The sequence below is a fragment of the Streptomyces sp. B15 genome, assembly GCF_018070605.1.
Classification (GTDB): Bacteria; Actinomycetota; Actinomycetes; order Streptomycetales; family Streptomycetaceae; genus Streptomyces; species Streptomyces smyrnaeus.
The window spans coordinates 61,183-80,463 of the sequence record NZ_JAGPXJ010000026.1 but is presented as its reverse complement, the minus strand read 5'-3'; the positions used below and the strand labels follow the sequence as shown (position 1 = coordinate 80,463).

15 protein-coding genes are annotated in these 19,281 nt (G+C 73.8%); 7 read left to right on the top strand and 8 right to left on the bottom strand.

Features of this window, described 5'->3' with window-relative positions; translation table 11 throughout:
* Positions 1 to 33: 33 nt before the first annotated feature.
* A complete protein-coding gene (locus KBY19_RS14845) occupies positions 34 to 204 on the bottom strand; it encodes a hypothetical protein (RefSeq protein ID WP_180289576.1) in 171 nt (56 codons plus the stop codon).
* Between the two features lie 15 nt (positions 205 to 219).
* Positions 220 to 579 carry a PRC-barrel domain-containing protein gene (locus tag KBY19_RS14840; protein ID WP_185019326.1) on the bottom strand — a complete coding sequence of 120 codons (360 nt, stop codon included), beginning with the start codon at positions 577 to 579 and terminating at the stop codon, positions 220 to 222.
* A gap of 236 nt (positions 580 to 815) precedes the next feature.
* On the opposite strand from KBY19_RS14840, the gene KBY19_RS14835 reads away from it, so the two are divergent.
* The 7 genes from KBY19_RS14835 (at position 816) to KBY19_RS14805 (ending at position 7,696) form a co-directional block, all read left to right on the top strand.
* Positions 816 to 2,153, top strand: a complete 1,338-nt coding sequence (locus tag KBY19_RS14835) for an ABC transporter substrate-binding protein (RefSeq protein WP_210965936.1) — start codon at positions 816 to 818, stop codon at positions 2,151 to 2,153.
* Positions 2,150 to 3,088: a carbohydrate ABC transporter permease gene (locus KBY19_RS14830; protein WP_210965935.1), complete on the top strand. Its 939-nt coding sequence runs from the start codon at positions 2,150 to 2,152 to the stop codon at positions 3,086 to 3,088. Before KBY19_RS14835 ends, KBY19_RS14830 begins: the two co-directional genes overlap by 4 nt.
* 31 nt (positions 3,089 to 3,119) lie before the next feature.
* Complete coding sequence (locus KBY19_RS14825; protein WP_210965934.1) at positions 3,120 to 3,947, top strand: carbohydrate ABC transporter permease; 828 nt, start codon at positions 3,120 to 3,122, stop codon at positions 3,945 to 3,947.
* Positions 3,948 to 4,169: 222 nt separating this feature from the next.
* Positions 4,170 to 4,547, top strand: coding sequence for a hypothetical protein (locus tag KBY19_RS14820; RefSeq protein WP_099879106.1), 378 nt, complete (start codon positions 4,170 to 4,172; stop codon positions 4,545 to 4,547).
* Positions 4,548 to 4,680: 133 nt separating this feature from the next.
* The gene (locus KBY19_RS14815) at positions 4,681 to 5,301 is read left to right on the top strand and encodes a carbonic anhydrase (protein ID WP_099879108.1); all 621 of its coding nucleotides are present in this window, start codon (positions 4,681 to 4,683) and stop codon (positions 5,299 to 5,301) included.
* Between the two features lie 11 nt (positions 5,302 to 5,312).
* Entirely contained in the window at positions 5,313 to 6,917 is a 1,605-nt protein-coding gene (locus KBY19_RS14810; protein ID WP_210965933.1) for a SulP family inorganic anion transporter, read from the top strand.
* Positions 6,914 to 7,696: an SDR family NAD(P)-dependent oxidoreductase gene (locus tag KBY19_RS14805; RefSeq protein ID WP_099879112.1), complete on the top strand. Its 783-nt coding sequence runs from the start codon at positions 6,914 to 6,916 to the stop codon at positions 7,694 to 7,696. The genes KBY19_RS14810 and KBY19_RS14805 overlap by 4 nt, the downstream gene beginning before the upstream one ends.
* A gap of 28 nt (positions 7,697 to 7,724) precedes the next feature.
* Here KBY19_RS14805 and KBY19_RS14800 read toward each other — a convergent pair whose 3' ends face one another.
* The 6 genes from KBY19_RS14800 to KBY19_RS14775 form a co-directional block, all read right to left on the bottom strand.
* Entirely contained in the window at positions 7,725 to 8,771 is a 1,047-nt protein-coding gene (locus tag KBY19_RS14800) for a methyltransferase (RefSeq protein WP_210965932.1), read from the bottom strand.
* Positions 8,772 to 9,128: 357 nt separating this feature from the next.
* On the bottom strand, positions 9,129 to 10,256 hold the full coding sequence (locus KBY19_RS14795; RefSeq protein WP_180289578.1) for a lantibiotic dehydratase C-terminal domain-containing protein: 1,128 nt from the start codon (positions 10,254 to 10,256) through the stop codon (positions 9,129 to 9,131).
* On the bottom strand, positions 10,253 to 13,033 hold the full coding sequence (locus KBY19_RS14790; protein ID WP_210965931.1) for a lantibiotic dehydratase: 2,781 nt from the start codon (positions 13,031 to 13,033) through the stop codon (positions 10,253 to 10,255). Before KBY19_RS14790 ends, KBY19_RS14795 begins: the two co-directional genes overlap by 4 nt.
* Positions 13,030 to 14,751, bottom strand: a complete 1,722-nt coding sequence (locus KBY19_RS14785; RefSeq protein ID WP_307843515.1) for a SagB family peptide dehydrogenase — start codon at positions 14,749 to 14,751, stop codon at positions 13,030 to 13,032. Before KBY19_RS14785 ends, KBY19_RS14790 begins: the two co-directional genes overlap by 4 nt.
* A gap of 71 nt (positions 14,752 to 14,822) precedes the next feature.
* Positions 14,823 to 16,814, bottom strand: coding sequence for a TOMM precursor leader peptide-binding protein (locus KBY19_RS14780; RefSeq protein ID WP_210965930.1), 1,992 nt, complete (start codon positions 16,812 to 16,814; stop codon positions 14,823 to 14,825).
* The gene (locus KBY19_RS14775) at positions 16,811 to 19,138 is read right to left on the bottom strand and encodes a TOMM precursor leader peptide-binding protein (RefSeq protein WP_210965929.1); all 2,328 of its coding nucleotides are present in this window, start codon (positions 19,136 to 19,138) and stop codon (positions 16,811 to 16,813) included. Before KBY19_RS14775 ends, KBY19_RS14780 begins: the two co-directional genes overlap by 4 nt.
* Between the last annotated feature and the right edge of the window lie 143 nt (positions 19,139 to 19,281).

Sequence of the window (19,281 nt, the reverse complement as noted above, 5' to 3'; positions counted from 1 at the left end):
CCCTCCCCCGGGCGTCGGCCCGGGCGGGGCCGTTCAGCGTGGGCGGCGCCGGGTGGTGCGGGCCGTGATGCGGTAGGCCGCGTACAGAAAGGCGATCAGCGCGACGACGATGCCGATGATCAGGAGATGGAACAGCCCCTCGACGACGGAGCCGAAGATCCCCAGCAGGATCGCCACCAGGACCAGGAACAGGAAAAGCACCATCACGGCCTCCCCGTCTCAGCGGCGCGCGAGGCGGCGCTCGCCACCCGCGCCCGGGATGTACTCGATCTCGTAGTGGGCGAAGACGGACGGCTCGTCGCCGGCCGGCAGTACATCGTCGGTCCCGATGGACGGGGCGTCCTTCACCAGGTTCTTGGGGTACCGGACCTTCAGATATCCCGGCCCCACGGCGGCTCCCGCCAGCGGGACGAAGACGAGCCGGCGGCGACGGCCCGGCATGCCGACGGTCACGGTGGCGAACGAGGGCTGGTCGGTCCGGGTGTCGACATACACCGACTCCAGCGAGCCGATCTTGCTGCCGCCCTCGTCCACCACGTCGCGCCCGCGCCACTCCCGGATGTCGTCCGGCTCGAACATCTTTTCCTCCACGTCGGGGGCCTTCTTCCATGGTGGCACCGCAACCCCCTCCCGCCTCGGCAGCGCGCCGCGCGGCACCCGACGCGGCCCGGCCCCGAAAGGGCGCGTTACCCCGCGAGCGCGACCACCGCGCATGTGCGCCCGCACACGCGCCGCCACACACAACGGCGCCGCCCGCGGTTGGCCGCACCTCCCCGAGGGAAATGAGTGCTCCGAGAGCGCGAGAGGGGGTACGCATGGCGTGGCGCCGCACCACCCTGCCGGGCACCGTGCTGCTCGCCCTGCTCGCCCTGCTGGTCACCGCGTGCGGCGCGCTGACCCCGGGGAGCGCGGCGGATCCGGACCGGCCCAGGGCGGTGCCGTCCACCACGGCCGTCCCCGACCGGAAGGTCACCCTCCGGCTCACCTTCGCCGACGCCCCCGCGATGGTGGACGCCCTCATCGCCGCGTTCCACAAGAAGTACCCCGACATCACCATCGAGCCGCGGTACACGCAGTTCGCCGACTATGTGAAGAGCATCAAGCTCACCATGGCCTCGGACACCGCGCCCGACCTCGCGCAATTCGCGGTCGGTATGGACGACATCGCCGCGCGCGGCGACATCCTGGACCTGGCGCCGTACCGGGACGCGTACGGCTGGCGGAAGAAGTTCCCCGCCACCGCCCTCGACCAGCTCACCGGCTCCGGCCGGCAGGCCGCCTCGGGGCGCCGGCTGTACGGAGTGCCCGCCGGGCTGTCGATGACGGGCATCTACTACAACAAAGAGCTGGCCCGGAAGGCGGGCATCACCCGGCCGCCGCGCACCCGGGCCGAGTTCGACCGGCAGCTGGCCGCCGTCAAGAAGGCCGGGATGACGCCGCTGGGTGTCGGCGCGCTCGACTCCGGCGGACTCCATCTGTGGGCGGCACTGGTCAACAACGCGATGCCGCCGAAGCACTACCGGGACTGGGTCAAGGGAGCCCCGGGAGCCACCATCGAGACGCGGCGGACGCTGGCGGCCACCCGGAAGTTGGTGGAGTGGAGTCGCAAGGGGTACTTCGACGAGTCGGCCAACGGCACCACCCAGACCGACAGCACGGCCCGCTTCACCCGGGGCGAGAGCGTCTTCCTCATCAACGGCAACTGGGCGGCCGGGCAGCTGTCCGAGGCGATGGGGAAGAAGGCGGGCTTCTTCCTGCTCCCGGGCGAGCGCCCCGGCGCCCGTGCCGTCTCCTCCGGGTTCAGCGTCTCGTACGCGATCTCCTCCCGTACGAGGCATCCGCAGGCCGCCGGGGCGTTCCTCGACTTCCTCGGCTCCCGGCACGCCGCGAAGATCGTAAGCGACAACGGCTTCCTGCCGCCCGACGGGAGCGCCGTGCCGGTGCCCGAGGGGGTGCTGGGCGAGGTGGCGCGGGCACACCGCCGGGTGACAGCGGACGACGGCATGAACCACTTCCCGGACTTCGCTGCGCCCGACATGCTCGATCCGCTCCGCGCCGGAGTGCAGAAGCTGATCGCGGGGCGCACCACGCCCGAGGCGTACCTCGACACGCTCCAGGACGTGTGGGAGGACCGCTACGGAGGCGCGCCGTGAAGCGTCCGGCCTCCCGCGCGGCCCGCCGCCGCTCACACACATGGCGCGACTACCGGGGCTATCTGTACGTGCTGCCCGCGTTCGCCGTCTATCTGGCCTTCGCGGTGCTGCCCGCGCTGCACACCGCCTATCTTTCGCTGTTCGAGTGGGACGGGGTGACGCTGGGCAGTTGGGTGGGGCCGGCCAACTACCAGGATGTCTTCGCCGATCCGGCGCTGCGCGGCTCGGTGGTCAACGCGCTGGTCCTCGTCGTCTTCTTCTCCTTCCTGCCGATCCTGGCGGGGCTGGTGATGACGGGACTGCTGACCCTGACCCGGACCCGGCCGGGGGCGGGGCAGGCCCGCCGTCGCGGGATGAGCGTCTACCGGCTGCTGTTCATGCTGCCGCAGGTGGTGCCGCTGGTCGCGGTGGGTGTGACCTGGCGCTGGCTGTACGGGGAGGACGGGCTGATCAACGAGACGCTGGGCGGTGTCGGGCTCGGCGGCTGGGCGCGGGCGTGGCTGGGGGACTTCGACTGGGCGCTGGTCGCCGTCGGCCTGGTGGGCACATGGGTGCTCAGCGGACTGTGCATGATGCTGTTCCTGAGCGGGGTGCAGAAGATCGACCCGCAGCTGTACGAGGCGGCGCAGCTGGACGGTGCGGGACCGGTGCGGGAGTTCGTCTCGGTCACCCTCCCCCAGCTGCGCGGCGAGCTCGCGGTCGCGCTGACGGTGACCACGGTGGCCGCGCTGGCCAGCTTCGACATCGTCTACGTCACCACCGGCGGCGGGCCGGGCGAGGAGACGACCGTCCCGGGGCTGCTGGTCTACCGGCTGGCGTTCTCCGCCGGGAAGGTGGGGCTGGCCTCGGCGCTCGGTGTGCTGCTGAGCCTGCTGATCCTGGTGATCGTCTATGTCGTCAACCGACTGTCGAGGCCGGAGAGGTCCGAGCTGTGAGCCGGCCGGCCCGCAGGGGAAGGGCGCGGTCATGAGCACGGCGTCGCGGACGGAACGCTGGTCGGGGCAGGCGCTGTTGGCCGTACTGGCGATCGCGGTCGTCGTCCCGTTCCTCAGCGTCTTCCTCGCCTCCATGCAGCCCTCGGGCGAGCCGGTGGTGGGCATGGCGTGGCCCGAGCGGTGGAGCCTGGACAACTACCGGCAGGCCTGGACGGTCGCGGGCTTCTCCGATTTGATGCGCTCCAGCCTGCTGATCGCCGCCGGGGTGGTGCCGGCGACGCTGCTGCTGGCCGGGGCGGCGGGGTACGCGCTGGGCACGATGCGGCTGCCGGGCGGGGACGGGGTGGCGGCGCTGTTCGTCGCGGGGCTGACGATCCCGGTCGAACTGATCGTGGTGCCGCTCTACTTCGATCTGCGCGGGTTCGGACTGACGGACTCGTACCTGGGCGTCATCCTGGTGGAGATCGCGCTGTTCATGCCGTTCGGCGTGTTCTGGATGCGCACCCACTTCCGCACCACGCCGGCCTCGCTGGTGGAGGCGGCGCGGATCGACGGCGCCTCGTCGTGGACGATCCTGGTCAAAGTGCTGCTGCCACTGGCACGGCCGTCGCTGACCACCCTCGGGGTGCTGGTGTTCATGTGGTCGTGGAATCAGTTCCTGTTGGTACTGGTGCTGATGCAGGACGCGGCCAAGCGGACAGCGCCGGCGGGGCTCGGATTCTTCGTGGGACAGAACAACACAGATGTGCCGATGTTGGCCGCCGGAACCATCCTCGTCATGTTGCCGATCACAATCGTGTACCTGCTGTTCCAACGGAGCTTTGTTTCAGGCTTGTTGCAGGGAGCTTTCAAGGACTGACATCCTGCTCAGGGGGTCTGGAGTTCGGATATCGGCCATACGAGCGACCTTGTTCAGCGATCATTTCTGGCCGTTGCGGCTGAAAACACAAGGGTGTGAGCCAAACTCCCGGCATCTCCCTGGTGAGTTCACCCCCCGTTCACCTTCCCCGTTCGCGTTCGTCACACCCTGTGGGTGACGATGGAATCGGCCCAGCTCGGAGCCATGAACGAGAGGAGGACGATGCGACGCTGCGTAACCCCCATCCGGGCGTGCGTCTCCGCCTTCGTCCTTCTCCTGGCCGTGCTGCTGGCCGTCGACAGCGCCGGCATTCCTCCGGCACCGGTCGGCGCACCCGCGACCGCCGCCACCGCGGAGAACCTCTCGCCACGGGTGGTCGGCGAGGTCGAACACGGCAACGACAGCTGCCATCCGCGCCGCACCGTACGCCACCAGATCAACCCGCCGGCCCCCGGCGAGCGCCCGCTGCATCCCGACTGCCGCCAGGACTGCTCCCTCGCCGCCGGACGCTGCGCCCCGCTGACCCAGAACGGCATTGCCGGCATGCCGTGGCGCAGATCCGTCGGCATTCCCGTACTCCACCAGGTGCTGAGGCACTGATACCGGCGACGGCAGCCGCGTATCGGCGCGCCTGTCCGTGACCAGCCGGAACCGGCCCACGCTGACCGCGTATCCGACTTCTCGCCGACTTCCGTACGCAGACTGCGTACGCACCTGAACGCAAGGTAATCACATGCGCTCTCTCATACCTCACGCACGCGCCTTTTCCGCGCGGATAAGCGACCGCACCGACGAACGCGAGAGCTACGGCAGGCTGGCCCAGGGCCAGTCGCCCGAGGCGCTCTTCATCACCTGCTCCGACTCGCGGGTCCAGCCCGCCGTCTTCACCGGTGCCCGCCCCGGGCAGCTGTTCGAACTGCGCACCGCGGGCAACGCGGTGCCGCCCTACGACGCACCGGGCCGGCCCAGCGGCGAGTCCGCCACCATCGAGTACGCGGTCCGGGTGCTGGAAGTACCCGAGATCGTGGTGTGCGGGCACTCGCACTGCGGCGCGGTCGGCGCCCGGGTGCGGAACGAGGACCTGGCGGCCGTGCCCGCCGTACACAGCTGGCTGACCACCCAGCTGCCGCCCCCCACCGAACTGGCACCCGACGACGACGCACGGGAGCAGCCCGATGTGGCCGCCGCCGTGCAGCGCCACGTACGGGCACAACTCACCCGGCTGCGGGAATACCCGTGCGTCGCGGAACGGGAAGCCGCCGGCGAACTGACGCTGCGCGGCTGGTTCTACACCATCGACACCGGCCATGTCCTGCAACTGGACACGCGTTACGACGCGTTCCTCCCACTGTGAGAGGTGGCGTCATGTCGCACCCGGAGAACACTCCGACCAAGCAGAAGAATCCGCTCCGCGGCGTACTGAGCAACCCGCTCCGCAGCCGTGGCACTCTGCGGGCCGACTTCACGGCCTCGCTCGTCGTCTTCCTCGTCGCCGTGCCGCTGTGCGTGGGCATCGCGGTGGCCTCCGGCGTACCGGCCGAACTCGGCCTGGTCACCGGCATCGTGGGCGGTCTGGTCACCGGCTTCCTGCCGGGCAGCAGCCTCCAGGTCAGCGGCCCGGCCGCCGGGCTGACCGTACTGGTCTACGAGGCCGTGCAGACCCACGGTCTGAGCGGACTCGGCGTCCTGGTGCTGGCCGCCGGACTGCTGCAGCTGCTGATGGGCGTGCTGCGGCTGGGCCGCTGGTTCCGCGCGATCTCCGTCTCCGTCGTCCAGGGCATGCTCGCCGGTATCGGTCTGGTGCTGATAGCCGGCCAGCTGTACGCGCTCACCGACACCAAGGCCCCCAGCAGCGGTCCCGACAAGCTGCTGGGCCTGGGGGACCTGGTGGTGGACACGGTGGGCGACAGCACCGCGCTGACCGCCCTCGCGGTCGGCGCCGGAACGATCCTGGTGCTGCTGGTGTGGCCGAAGTGGCGGGCCGGAGCGCGAGTACTGCCGGCGCCGCTGGCCGCCGTCCTGCTGGCCACGACCGCGACGGGGGTCTTCGACCTGCCCATCGCACGTATCGAGGTCAAGGGCCTGCTGGACGCCGTCCAGCCGCCCGGGCTCGGCGACTTCGGCGGTCTGGCCTCGATCGGCATGCTCAGCACGGTGCTCGCCTTCACCCTGATCGCCTCGGCCGAGTCGCTGTTCAGCGCGGCCGCCGTCGACCGGCTGCACGACGGACCCCGTACCGACTACAACAAGGAGCTGATGGCCCAGGGCGCCGGGAACACGGTGTGCGGGGTGCTGGGCGCGCTGCCGATGACGGCCGTCATCGTGCGCAGCTCGGCCAATGTGTCGGCCGGCGCCAGGACGAAGGCCTCCCGGGTGCTGCACGGCGTATGGCTGCTGCTGTTCGCCGCCGCGATCCCCGGCGCGCTGGGCATGATCCCGCTCTCCGCGCTGGCGGGCATCCTGGTCCACGCGGGCTGGAAGCTGATCCCGCTGCGCGAGCTGGGCCCGATGTGGCGGCAGCACCGGGCCGAGGCGGTGGTGCTGGCCGTCACCGCGCTCGCGATCGTCCTCACCAACATGTTCGAAGGGGTGCTGCTGGGGCTGCTGATGGCGGTGGTCAAGACCGCCTGGGAGACCTCGCACATCCATGTGGAGACGGAGGACCCGGGCGCGGGACAGCCGCTGCGGGTCACGGTGCTGGGTAACGCCACGTTCCTGCGACTGCCCAAGCTCCAGGACCAGTTGGACGAGCTACCCACCGACCGCCGGGTCGAACTGCGCCTGGAGAAGCTCCGGCACATGGACCACGCCTGCGGGCTCGCCCTCTCCACCTGGGAGGAGCAGCACAACAGGACGGCCGAGCGCACGGGCGCGGCGGCCGGTACCCCGCCGCGCGAGGACGAGGGCGCCACCGCACAACCCCCGGCCGCCGAGCGCCACTCGGAGGGGACTTCTACCATGATCGGATGACACGATTCGACGGGTACGGGGCGCTGGTGACCGGCGCGGGGCAAGGCATCGGAGCGGCCGTCGCACGCCGTCTCGCCGAGGAGGGCGCACGGGTCCTGGTCACGGACCGGGACCCGGAGCGCGCCCGGCGCGTGGCCGACGACATCCGCGCCGACGGCGGTCTGGCGCACTCCCACCCCTGCGATGTGACGGACGCCGCGGCGGTGCGGTCCGCGGTCGACCGCGCCGCCGAGGCGTTCGGCGGCCTCGACGTGCTGGTCAACAACGCCTACGCCTGCCACCGCGACCCGGCCCGTTTCGAGGAGTGGGAAGAGGCCCCCTGGTACGAGGACTTCGAGGTCACCCTGCACGGGGCGGCGCGCTGCGCCCGCGCTGCGCTGCCCCTGCTGGCCGCGGCCGGAGGGCGGGGCGCCATCGTGAGTGTCGGCTCGGTCAACGCCGAGCAGCACTTCGGCGAACACGCCTACAGCGCCGCGAAGGCGGGTCTGGCCTCCCTCACCCGAACGCTGGCCGTCGAGTCGGCGCCGCGCGGGGTGCGGGTCAACCTCGTGGAGCCGGGCACCGTGCGTACCGACGTGTGGCGGGACCGGGCCCGGATGCTGGAGCGCGTCAGCGCCCACTACCCGCTCGGCCGGGTCGGCGAGCCGGCCGACATCGCCGCCGCCGTGGCCTTCCTGGCCTCCGCCGACGCCGCGTGGATCACCGGTGTCCGGCTCCCGGTGGACGGCGGGCTGCTGGTCTCCAATCTGGCCATGAACCGCACGATGGCGCAGCCGTGAGCGCGCGAGCCGCCGCCCTCCCGGAGGATCAGCGGGCGATGAGCTCCACCAGGGATCGGTAGTAGCTGAGCTTGCACACCGTGCCGAGGTCGAACCCGGCGCGGTCGCCGAGCGCCGCGAGCTGGTCGCGGGTGCGCTCCTGGCCGGAGAAGTAGGTGAGCATCCGCAGGTCCATCTCGGAGCGGACCCGCGCACCCTGCGGGTCGTCGCGCAACCCCTCGATCAGCAGCACCCGGCTGCCGGGACGGGCGGCACGGGCGCAGTGTTCCAGAATGGCCAGCGCGTGCGCGTCGTCCCAGTCGTGCAGTACGACGGAGAGCAGATAGCCACCCGCGCCGGCGGCCGCCTCGGGCAGCGGGTCCAGGAAGCTGGACTCCAGGACGGTGCACCGCCCCGCCAGCCCCTGCCCGTCGAGCTTGGCGCGGGCCGCCGCGGCCGGTCCGGGCAACTCCACCAGGGTGGCGCCGAGTTCGGGATGTGCGGTCAGCAGCGCGCACAGGAGCGTCGCGTCACCGCCGCCGACGTCGACGAGGTGGCCGAGCGAGCCCCAGTCGTAGCCCTCGGCGGCGGCCTTCGTCTCGCCGGGGACGAGCAGCGAGGCGAGCAAGGAGTCGAAGGAGCCGGAAAGCTCCGCGTCGGCGTCCAGGTCGGCCCAGAACGAGCGGCCGTAGGCTGTGTCGTAGCCGGGCCGGCCGGTGCGGATGCTCTCCAGCAGGTGGACCAGCGCGAGGTCACCGCGGCCGAAGGCGCTGCCGGTGTCGAGCCAGTCGCGAGGAGCGCCGGGGTGGTCGGCGCGCAGCTGTGCGCCGAGCTCGGTGAGGCCGTAGACGTGCGGCTCGGGCTCGGTGAACACCCGCGCGTTGACCAGGTGGTGGAGCAGCCGCTCCAGCAGGTGTGCGGGGGTGCCGGAGCGCTCGGCGAGCCGGTCGAGGGGGGCGGTGCCCTCCCCGATGTGGTCGGCGAGGCGCAGCGTGGCCGCGACGCGTACGGCCATGGGGGTGACCAGGTCGGCAACCTCCCAGATGTCGCTCGTGCCGCGCGGCGGCTTGTTCTCCTGGGTCACCGTGTGGGTCACCGTCTTCCCGGTCGTGGGTGGGGTGCGAACGCCCGGCGGGTGGCTGGGACGGTTCGCCTTCTTCTCGCCTGTCGGCTGCTCGCCGCCGGGCACCGTCCGAGCCGTGCGGCGGACGGACGGTGCCCGGCGGCGGCTGCCGCACGGCTCAGTGGCAGGCCGGCCCCGAGGCCGTCGTGCTGGCGATGACCTGCGGCGGCTCCTCGATCTCCTCGATCTCGAAGGTCTCGGCTTCCAGCGCCTCGAGCTCGTCTACGAGCATGTGTCAACTCCCTTGTCAGATACGCGAGTTACGCGGACACCCGCCATTGTGGTGATCAGTTTTCGCCATGGTCAATAGCCGGCCGGGGCCGGTCGTGGTCAATCCGCGGGCAGTTGCCCGACCCGCTCCCGGAGCGCCCGGCGCAGCAGATAGGCGAGATAGTCCTCGTTACCGACGGTCACCCCGAGCCGGTTGCATCCCATGTGCACGAACCCGGCGAGCAGCGCGGCCCGCGCGGTCTCGGCGTCCACCGGCACCGGTGAGCCCGTCCCGTCCCCCGCGGGGAAGACCAGTCCCCCGCGCCGAGCCTCCTCGTCGATGCGTGCGCGCAGTTCGGCACCGTGCTCGGCCCATCGGCGCAGGAACCCGGTGAGCCGGTCGGGCCGGCCGCCGAGGACTCCCGCGTGCAGGGCCTCCACCTTGTCGCCCACCGGGCCCGCCATCCGTCGGTAGGCGGCGGCGTAGGTGCCGTAGCGCTCCTGGAACAGGGGCTCCCAGTCGGCCATGCGCCGCTCGAAGAAGGACACGGTGCGCTCGGTGTCGCCCAGCACCGTCAGCGCGAGGGTGGCCGTCAGCTGGGCGGCCAGCCCCAGCCGTACGCTGCCGACCTGCGTGTTGGCGGAGGCCAGCAGACTCGCGACGAGGCTGCTGGAGCGGTCGGCGTGCCACTCGGAGAGCGCCACTCCTGCCGGGCCGCCGTACCGCTCCAGCTCCGGCTGGTAGCCGAGGTAGGCGAGTGAGTCGTTGGGGCGGCGCGGCATCCGCACCGTGTCCGGGCCGTAGCGGGCGTCCCACTGCGCGTCGGAGAACTCCAGCCGGAACCGCTCCCGGTACTGCTCGTCGGTCAGATCGACGGCGGGATCGTAGACGGAGGGGCGGCGCCGCAGGAAGTCGCCGACGGCGTCCTCGATCGCAGCGGTCAGCGCCGGGATCGCGTCGGTGCCGGTCGGCCGCGCCCGCAGCCGCACATGCGGGCCCTCCAGCCAGTGGCGCAGGAAGAAGCAGCAGTCGGCGAGCCCTTCGGCACGCAGCCGCTCGAACAGCGGGCCGACGCACTCGCCCAGCAGCGGGTCACGGTCCCCGGCGTAGTAGACGTGCGCCGACAGCCACTCGCCGGGGCTCAGCTCGGCCGGTGGGCGGTCGTCGGCGTTCAGGGGTGCGGCGGGTCCGGGCCGGCGCTGCCGTGCCGGGGGCCGCGCCTGGTCGGTGCCGGTCGCTTCGGTCACTGTGGGTCCGTCCTTCCGGTGTGCGGTGTGCGGCAGGCGGCAGGTGGCGGTGCGTCCAGCTCCACGCACACCTCCGACACGTACGTGGAGCCGCCCGCTCCCAGGGCCGGTTCGGTGACGTCGGGCAGCAGCTCGGTGAAGACGGCCTCCCCCGCGCCGCGCAGCCGGTGGTCGAGGAGCGAGAGGGACAGCGGACTGTCGGCGTCCACGGGTTGCGGCTTGCGGTCGGTGTCCGTACGCGCCATCACCCGGTCCGGCAGCCCCGCGGCACGCCACCACCGGCGGCGGGCGAGGAAGCCGTGCGCGGTCTCGGCGGATGGCTGCGGGCCGGGCAGTTCGGGCCCGGTGAACCGCCAGGCGCGGCGGGCCAGGACCAGCGAGCCGTGCCGCACCCGGGGACGGTGGGCGGGCCCGCCCCCCTCCAGGCAGCCCCACAGGTCCGCGACGAGCGGCATGGCGGCCGGGGAGAGCGCCAGCAGGGTGCGCTGCACACGGGGCAGCGCCATGGGGACCAGGCCGCCGAGCCACAGCGGGACGACGCGCTTGTCCAGCCGCCGGGACACCAGCCGCAGTTCGCCGCTGTCCTCGTCGTCGACCAGCCGCAGGTCGTCGATCGCGAGTCGGCGCTCGGCGGGCCCGTGCGGGGCCTCGGCGGGCCCGATCAGCCGGTAGGGGGCCGGTGCGGGCCGCAGCGCCAGATTGGAGGTGTCGTAGCCGCCGCTCAGCTCCGCGCCGACGGCGTCGGGCGGCAGCAGCCGGGCGTACCGGGCGCGGATGCCGTCCGTCAGCTCCTGTTCGGCCTGTGACCCGAAGGATCCGGCGAACCGGGCGAGGGGCTGGCCGAGGCCCGAGTAGGCCCAGTTGAGTACGGCGAGCGGCCGGCCACCCGGACGGCGGGGCCCGGCCCACTGGAGGTAGCAGGAGAAGCTGCGCGGCAGGCCGGGGCCGTCGGCCGGCAGCTTTGCGGCGGCCCGGTGCAGCGCCGCCGCCTCCAGGACGACCTCCAACGCGTCGGACGGCTGCCGCGGTGCGGCGGGGCTCCCGGCGTCGAGCGCGGCGCGCAGCGCGCGGGCGAACTCCTCGTGGGCGGCGCTCAACGCCGCGACCCGCGGGTCGTCGTAGGGGTTGGCGCGCGGCAGATATGTACCGTCCGCGGCCAGCGTGCCGAGGCGGGTGCCGGTCCCCGAGAGCCACTTGCCGCAGTCCCGGTACAGCTCGTGCGCGAAACCGGGCACGTCGTCGCAGACCCCGCCGGGACCGTACCGGGAGCGGAAGTGGGCGTGGACCAACAGCCTGTCCAGCAGCAGCAGGTCGAAGGCGGGCAGCAGCCGGGCGAAGTCGCCGAGCGCGGACAGCGGTCCCTCCTCCCAGGCCCGGCGGGAGGCGGTGGCGGGCACGGCCAGCACGGCGTCCTCGTAGACGGCCGTCCTGGGCACGACCGGCGCCTCCCGGCCCAGCGCCCGCTGCGCCTCGGCCACCTCGGTACGGAGCGCGGCGGTACGGCGGGCGCGCTCGTGCAGCGGCGCGAGGGGGAAGCCGTCGGCGTGCTCCCGTATCCGGTCGAGCCGGTCGGCCAGGGAGGGCCCGCTGCCGGTGGGCGGCAGCGCGCCGAGCGTACGCAGCCGGCCGGTCAGCTCCGCGACCGGGTCGGGGTGGTGGATGTCGAGGGCGAAGGCGGGCGTGGTGAGCAGGCCCAGCTCCACCAGCTTGGCGAGATAGCCCTCCAAGCGCTCTCGGGGGCGGCCGTCCGGGTCGGAGCGGTGCAGCGCCTCGGCGAGCTGGGGCAGTGTCGCACCGTCGTCCCCTGCCGCGTCGAGAATCCGCAGTGCCTCGTCGAGAACGGGCCCTGCGGGCAGTTGGAACGGCTCCTCCTCCAGCACACCCGGCGTGGCGAGGGCGAGGCCGGGATCGACGGGCCGGTACCGGCGGCGCACATAGTGGATGCGGCCGCCCGTGCGGCGCCACCCGCCGACCGCGTGGAACGGGAGGGCCGCGCGGGTGGCCGGATCGCCGAGCGCCGCGACGGCGATCTCGTGGAGCGCGGTCATATTGGGGCGGGCACGCGACAGCGGCCGCGGGAGAGCGTCGTCCGCGAGGGCGAGGCCCAGCGGCGGACCGGACTCCTGGAAGCGGCCGCGCGCCAGGGTGGTGAGGGTGCTGAAGGGGCTCGTCTTGAGTGCCGTCCGGTAGACGTACGACACCAGCGCGCGTTCCGCCTTCCGGTTCCGCTTGCTGCTCGGCGGCTCGTCACCGGCCGCCAGATACGCCGGAAGGGCGGCGTCCAGGGAGGGAGAGGCCGCCTGGAGTCCGGCACGCAGCACCGGGTCACCGGCCAGGAGGTGCAACTGGCGGCGAGCGGCGCGCAGTTCGTCGGCCCGGGTGCGCTCGCCGAGGGCCAGCTGTTCCTCGTGGCGATGCCGCAGCGCGAGCCAGTCGGCGGCGGCCGCGGGCAGCAGCGTCTCGGCGGCCCGCAGCGTTGCGCGGGTGGGCGTGCGGGCGTTGTGGATGTCGCGGCGCAGGGCGAGCAGGGCACGGCGATCGGCGGGCCGCGCGGTGCGGGAGACGGCCTCGGCAAGGGCGTCCTCGGCCGCCGGTGCCAGCGCGGCCAGCCTGTCCTCCAGCTCCAGCGCCGTCCGCGCCCAGGCGGCGGTGCCGGGCGCGCGCAGCGGTGCGAGGGCCTGGGTGGGAAGCCCGGCGACGCGCAGCACGAAGTCGGGGGCGACGGCGAACGGTGCGGGTGAGGGAGCGGGGAGCGGGTGGGAAGGGGTGTCGGTCATCGGCGGCCGGTCCGGTCCGTGCGAGGGCTGGGGCTGGGGCTGGAACTGGGGCGAAGGTCGTGGCGGGGGCCGGGGTGGTTCGGAACCAGGGGTGCGTCGAAACGGGGGCGGTCGGGGCGCTCATGGCCGGTCATCAGCACAAGCAGCGGCCAGGTGTCCGGGCCGACGGCCGGAGCGAGAGCCGTATGGACGGCTTCGTAGTCGAAACCGAGCGCGGCACCGCATCCCGTCCCGAGGGCCGCGGCAGCCAGGTAGGTGGCCTGCGCGACGGCGCCCACCTCGGCGTTGAGCAGCCTGTGGCCGCGCGGCCCCGCGGCGGCCAGGACGGCGTGCGGGCGGGCCAGTACGAACAGGACGGCGGCGGCCTGTTCGAGGTTGTAGTTGTCGAGCGTGTAGATCCGCTGGAGGAAGGGGGGCGGGGCCGGGCCGGACAGGGGGCTCAGCGCGTGCGCGGCGGAGTCGTACAGGTGGCGCCCCGCCGGTGTCCCGGCCACATGCTGCACGAAGACGGCGAGCCGGGTGAGCGCGGGAGCGGAGTGCGAGGACGGTTCGCCGCCGTCCTCGTCCGGGAACAGGTGGCGCCCGGCGGCGGCTGCCCGCAGGAGCGCGGCCAACTCGTCGGCCGCCAGCGGCCGGTGCGCGGAGAACCGGCCGAAGCTGCTGCGCCTGGCGGTGAGCGCTTCGGTGACGCCCGCGCCGAGCGTGGCGGGGGCGGGCAGCGGGACGGGAGGGTACCCGGACGCGTCCGGCTGCCCATCGGCCGGTGGGTCCGGCTCCGCAGCGGCGGCGGCCTCGGCGAGCGCCCTGGGGCCCGGGGGCGGCCCCGAGTCGTACGCCGCCGCGAGATGAGCCGCCTCGGCTGCGGGGAACCGCAGGACGGTACGGGACCGTTCGGGCAGGGGCGCGGCCACACGCGGCGCGGGAGTCCGGGAGGTGCCGGGCCCGTCGCTCTCCGCCGCGGTGGCGCCCCGCCAGGGCAGCGGCACAGCCGCCAGCACGCTCTCGGTGGCCGGATCGAGTCCCAGCAGGCGGTCCAGCGCCGGCTCGTCGTACCACAGGCGGGGGCGCAGCCCGATGCCGCAGGCCGCGGCCCAGATCTGCCAGGTCCGCAGCAGGCACCCGAGGTCCATGGTGACGCAGTGGTAGCTGAACTCCCCGTACTTGAAGGCGTTCTGCCAGAAGCGGACGGTGACGAGGAGGAACTGGCGACCAGCGGTCGGCGCGCTGCCCAGCGCCTCGCGTACGCGGGGCGAGACGTCACCGGCGGCCAGGCGGCGCAGGGCGTGCGCGGGCTGGTCGTAGTGGTAGACGCCGGGCAGCGGACCCGCACCCGGACCGCACACCCAGTAGATCTCGCACGGGTACAGGCCGCCGCCCGCCGCGCTGCCGCGCGCCCATGCGGAGTGCGCGTAGGCCTCCCGGCCGCCCTGGCCGGGGTCGGCGGTGATCTGGAGCCGGCGGGAGAGCCAACCGTAGGAGTGGCGGAGCATCCCGGCGAGCAGCGGCACGGTGAAGCCCTCCCCCGGCCCCTGGGGCCGCGCCGGCAGGGCCTCCCCCAGTGGTGCCGCAGGGTGCGGCACCTGGTCGGGAAGCGGGAAGCCGGGCACCTGGCGGTAGATCTTGTGGCTCCGCGGCTGGTCCCCCCAGTCCGGCTCGAACGGCTCGGCCTCCATCGGCACCGAGGCCCGCCGCAGCACCGCGTCCAGGTAGCGGATCACCGGGAGGGTACGGTGGTCGGCTCCTCCCGGCCCCGGCCCCGGCCGTCGGCTGTCGGGCACCTCTTCCCCCCTCACATGAACGGGTGCGGAGCCGGGTTGAGCTCCGCCGCCGTCAGATCGTCGGCACGCAGCCCGGCGCTGCGCAGCGCGGTGCGGGCCCTGGCCATACCGGGGGCCCGGTGCCGCCGGGCCCCGAAGTCGAGCGGGAGCAGCCCGGGTACCAGCACCCGCACCACACGCGTCCCGACCGCCCGCTGCTCGGGCCCCGTCTGGTCGACGACGACCGTGTCGAAGCCCCGTGCGGCCAGCAGGTCACGGCAGTGCCGCACGGCGGCGGACAGATCGCCGGCGGGCGGCGCGGCTGGGCCCCCGAAGGCCGCTGCCGAGGGTCGCGACCGCTCGTCCGGCCCGAGGAGGAACGCGGCGTGCCGTTCCATCTCCGGCAGACCGTACAGCGCGGCGTGCTCGGAAAGCTCACGCACCAGGGAGAAGTCCTGCGCCATGGCGCGCAGCCGGTCCAGATTCCGCAGCGTGCGCTCGGGGAAGCCCGACAGATAGCTGGCGACCTCGCGTACGGCCGACTCGGCGGCGCGCTCCGGGTCGAGCGCGGCGGCGGACGACAGGCACAGCGCCCCCGGTCCGCCGTCCTCGCGGGTCGCGACGGCGGTCACGACGGGAACCGGCAGATCGATGCGGTTGTCCAGGAGCCGGAGCCGATAGCCGCCGCGCCGCATCCGGTCGGCGAGGTGCAGTGTCGTGGCGGACCGGCGGCCGTCCACCGCGATCTGCGGCAGCCGGGCCCGCCCGAGCCAGGCGGCCAGGAACGCGTCCCGCTCCACGACCTCCAGCAGCCCGTGCAGCACGGCCTCCTCCACGCACGAGCCGCCCGCGCAGCCGTTGGAGGTCTCGGCTGCGAAGAACGGGCCGGGACCGGCCAGCCGGTAGTGCACCAACTGCTCGGGAACCAGCACCGGCCGCTCGTCCCGCAGCGACCAGCCCCACAGCCACGGCAGCACCAGGTCCTCGTCGTACGGTGCGAAGTGCGGCGGCGCGCCGTCGAAGAACGCCGCCGGGGGAAGTCCGCACTCGCGCGGGTCCACGGACGGGTGGCGCAGCGCCGAACGAGCGGCCCGGATGCGCCCGGGGCCGCCGTCGCGCAGCCCCGCCAGCCGCTCCAGCCCCTCGCACAGTGCGAGAGCCGCGCTGGCCCGGTAGGTGTCGGCGTGCCCGCTCCAGTGGACGTCCATGAGGCGGGGTGTGCCGCGCACCGCGAAGCGACCGCCGGCCGGCGCGGTGTTGGCCGCCTCCCGGTCCGGTCGTACCCCCGTGCCGAGCGCACCGCAGACGGGGTTGGCGAGCGCTTCGGCGACCCGCTTCGGCACGGCCTCGGCGGCGCTGAGCAGCCGTGACGTGCCGGGGCGCGGGACGAGACCGGGCCGCAGCCGGACGGCGCTCCGCGCCGGGCCCCGGGCCGCCCCCTCCTCGACCCCCTCCCCTGCCCCGCACCGGGGACACGCGGGGTCGGCGAGCAGCCGGACACGCTCCACCCGGAGGGTGTCGAGCGCGAGCCGGTACACGGTTCCGGTGCCGGTGCCGGTGCCGGTTCCGGTGCCGGGCACGGTCGGCTCCTCCCGGCTCGCGGTCCCAAGTGCGGCCCCCGCCAAGTGGGCGAGCATGTCGAGGGCGAAGGGGGTCAGATACGGGTTCGGGGCCGCCGCATGGACGCGGACATCCGGCCGGAGCTCCAGCGCATCGCGCTCGACGGCGGGGCGCAGAGCCTGCCAGCGGGTCGCCAGGCAGTGGAAGCACGGACGGCCCTGCGATGGCTGCGGCGGACCGAGCGGACCCAGCAGGGCGTATCCGCCGTGCAGTTGGACGGGGACAAGTGTCGTACCGGGTGCGGGATCCGGCAGCCGGTCCGGCTCCGTGTAGGCGTCGCGCGTCCCCAGCAGCCGTACCTGGACGGACACCGGCTGCCCCGGGGAGTCCTGCAGACGGGAGGTCAGCGCGCGCTCGACGCGCAGCCGGTCGGCCTCCGGCAGACTGTCGGTGGCGGTCGTCACTGCGCTGCCTCCCGCGGCCGGCGCAGCAGTACGCGTACGGTCTCCACACCGCCCGCGCGCAGATCGGGAGGGGTCGTCACCACGACCAGCGCTGCCTTCCCCCGCCCGTCCGGCGCCCGTGCCGCCGCGCGCTCTCCTGCGCCCGGCTCCTCGGTGGACTCCAGCCCCGCACCGGGTCCGGCCATCGCGACCAGGGCCTGTGCGTCGACACCGGGCACCAGGGGGTCGCCCAGGTCCGCCTGGTGGCCGTGCGCCGCCAGTTGCAAGGTGCCGACCAGATCGCGGAGGGCATGGGCGACGGCCTCGGCGCGGGTGGTGCCGTAGCCGAACGCCTCGGCGATGTGGGCGGCGGGGCCGTTTTCGGCGAGCGCGACGACGGCGTGCGCGGGTGCGGCGCCGGGGAGTTCGACCAGCGTGACGCGCCGGTCGAAGCGCGCGGCGGCGCGGAGGAGGAATCCGCAGTCCTCTGCGGCAGCCGCGTCCACGGGCTGCCGCGGAAGCATCCGGGGCGCGGCTTCTGCGCGCAGCGCCGCAACGACGCCCTGGTGGGCGAGCGCGGCCAACAAGCCTCTCCTGGCGGCCGCGTCGAGGGTGGCACCCGCTCCGGCACCGGCGCCGCCCGGTTCGAAGCGGCCGTCCCGATCGACCGCCCCGCCGGGGTGCACGGCAGCCGCCGGGACGGCGACGGTCCGGCCGTGCCCATCGAACGTGCCCTGTCCCGGCTCCCACTCCCACGCCGTCAGCCACGGCTCTTCGGCAGCGTGCTCGTCGGGCCCGACCGGCTCCACCGTGCCGCCGATGCCGCCCAGGCCGCTCCAGTTGCTCAGCTCGGCGCCGGGCACCCGCTCCACCGTCCCGTCCGCGAGGTACTGCGCGGAGCTGCGTGGCAGGCCGTGCGCGTGCAGCAGCCTCACGTAGACCAGCGCGGCCCGGTACCGGGCCGCGGTTGTGGCGTCCGCCTGGGTGTCGAGGGCGAATGCGGTGACGGAGCGGAAAGGTACGGCGGACGGCCCGGGCGCCGCGACCTCGATCCGGGCGGCGCGTACCGGTGACTGCGGCAGCGCGTCGTCGGCGTAGCGCCGGAAGACCCCCGCGTACGTGCCGAACAGCTCCGCCGCCCCCGCCGGGCCGGCCCGGTCCCCGGCCCCTGGGCCGGCCTGTCCGCTCGTCCCGGCCCGCGCCGTACTCGGTATCCGGCCGCACGCCGCGCAGTCCGGGTGGGCGAGCAAGGTCTCCCGCGAGGTCGCCAGGGTCGTGCGGTCCTGGAGGACGAGGGCGCCGGCGCACTCCGCCGGCAGTGCGCCCGTGCGGTACCGGAAGACCTCGAAGGCGAGCGTCGTGCCGAGCATACGGTCGAGCTGAGTGGCCGGACCGGCGGCTGACCGCTCCGTGTGCACGGCCCGCAGCAGCGCCGCGGAGTCCATCGGCTCCAGGTTCGCGGCGAGCCGCAGCACGGCGCACTGCCAGCAGCCCGCGGCCTGCCCACCGCCGCCGGTTCCCCCGCCGTCGTCACCGCCGTCACCGTCGTCGTGGTCGCCACCACCGTCGCTGTCGCCGCGCCCGTGCACCAGCGGCCCGAGCAGGGCCGCGCCGTCCAGCACCGTCAGTGGCAGCAGTGCGGGGCCGCCGTCGAGCGCCATGCGGTTGCGGCGGGCGAGTTCGCCGTGTCCCGTACCGCAGGCGACGACGAGTTCCGCGGCGCCTTCCGTCTCCCTGGGCCCACCGCTGTTCTCCCCCGCCGCGAGCATCTCCACCTCCACGTCACACCCCGCGGCGCGCAACGCGTCGCGCTCCAGCAGGAGTTGGCGGGGCGGCTGTTGGTACGGGCCGGTGAGTGAGACGGTCCGCAGTCCGTTGCGCAGCAGGGTCACGGCGCAGCTCTCGGCCGTCGCGCCGTGACCCGCAATCAGCACCCGGGTGGCGCGAAAGCGGGCGAAGGCGGTGGCCGCACCCGGACCGAGTTGGTGGTCGAGGTAGGCGAGCTGGTCGGCGAAGCGGTCGCGGACGGCCTCGGGAAGGAGAGGCGAACTCGCCTGTCCGGGCGGGGAGCCGTCGGGCCGTACGTCACGTACCACCCCGCGCGCCAGCAGGGTACGCACCATCGCGGTGACGGTGGCGCGGCGCTCCTCGGGCAGCCCGTGGCACAGTTCGGCCAGCGTGTGGGCGCCGGTCAGATGCGGTGCGAGGCGGCACATCCACCGGTAAGCGGTACGCCCTTTGAGTACGAACCGCCCTTCTGGGTACTGGAGGAGGACACCGTCGTCGGTCGCCGTGAACAGCGCGTCCGCCCGCAGCCTGGGGCGTACGTCGTGGGTGGGGTCCACGTGGCGGCCTCCCGCGTACTGCGCGCACACCGGGCACCACCGCCCCCGCGCGCGCACGTTGATCGTACGGATGGTGAGCAGGGACGGTACCCGGTCATCCGGTGCGGTGTCAGCGAAGATCGGAAGAAGAACGAGAAGCGGCC

What these genes read in the sequence shown, in the direction of transcription:
- KBY19_RS14845 (WP_180289576.1), bottom strand. Translation starts at nt 204, where the DNA reads ATGGTGCTTTTCCTGTTCCTGGTCCTGGTGGCGATCCTGCTGGGGATC.
- KBY19_RS14840 (WP_185019326.1), bottom strand. Translation starts at nt 579, where the DNA reads ATGTTCGAGCCGGACGACATCCGGGAGTGGCGCGGGCGCGACGTGGTG.
- KBY19_RS14835 (WP_210965936.1), top strand. Translation starts at nt 816, where the DNA reads ATGGCGTGGCGCCGCACCACCCTGCCGGGCACCGTGCTGCTCGCCCTG.
- KBY19_RS14825 (WP_210965934.1), top strand. Translation starts at nt 3,120, where the DNA reads ATGAGCACGGCGTCGCGGACGGAACGCTGGTCGGGGCAGGCGCTGTTG.
- KBY19_RS14820 (WP_099879106.1), top strand. Translation starts at nt 4,170, where the DNA reads ATGCGACGCTGCGTAACCCCCATCCGGGCGTGCGTCTCCGCCTTCGTC.
- KBY19_RS14815 (WP_099879108.1), top strand. Translation starts at nt 4,681, where the DNA reads ATGCGCTCTCTCATACCTCACGCACGCGCCTTTTCCGCGCGGATAAGC.
- KBY19_RS14810 (WP_210965933.1), top strand. Translation starts at nt 5,313, where the DNA reads ATGTCGCACCCGGAGAACACTCCGACCAAGCAGAAGAATCCGCTCCGC.
- KBY19_RS14805 (WP_099879112.1), top strand. Translation starts at nt 6,914, where the DNA reads ATGACACGATTCGACGGGTACGGGGCGCTGGTGACCGGCGCGGGGCAA.
- KBY19_RS14790 (WP_210965931.1), bottom strand. Translation starts at nt 13,033, where the DNA reads ATGACCGACACCCCTTCCCACCCGCTCCCCGCTCCCTCACCCGCACCG.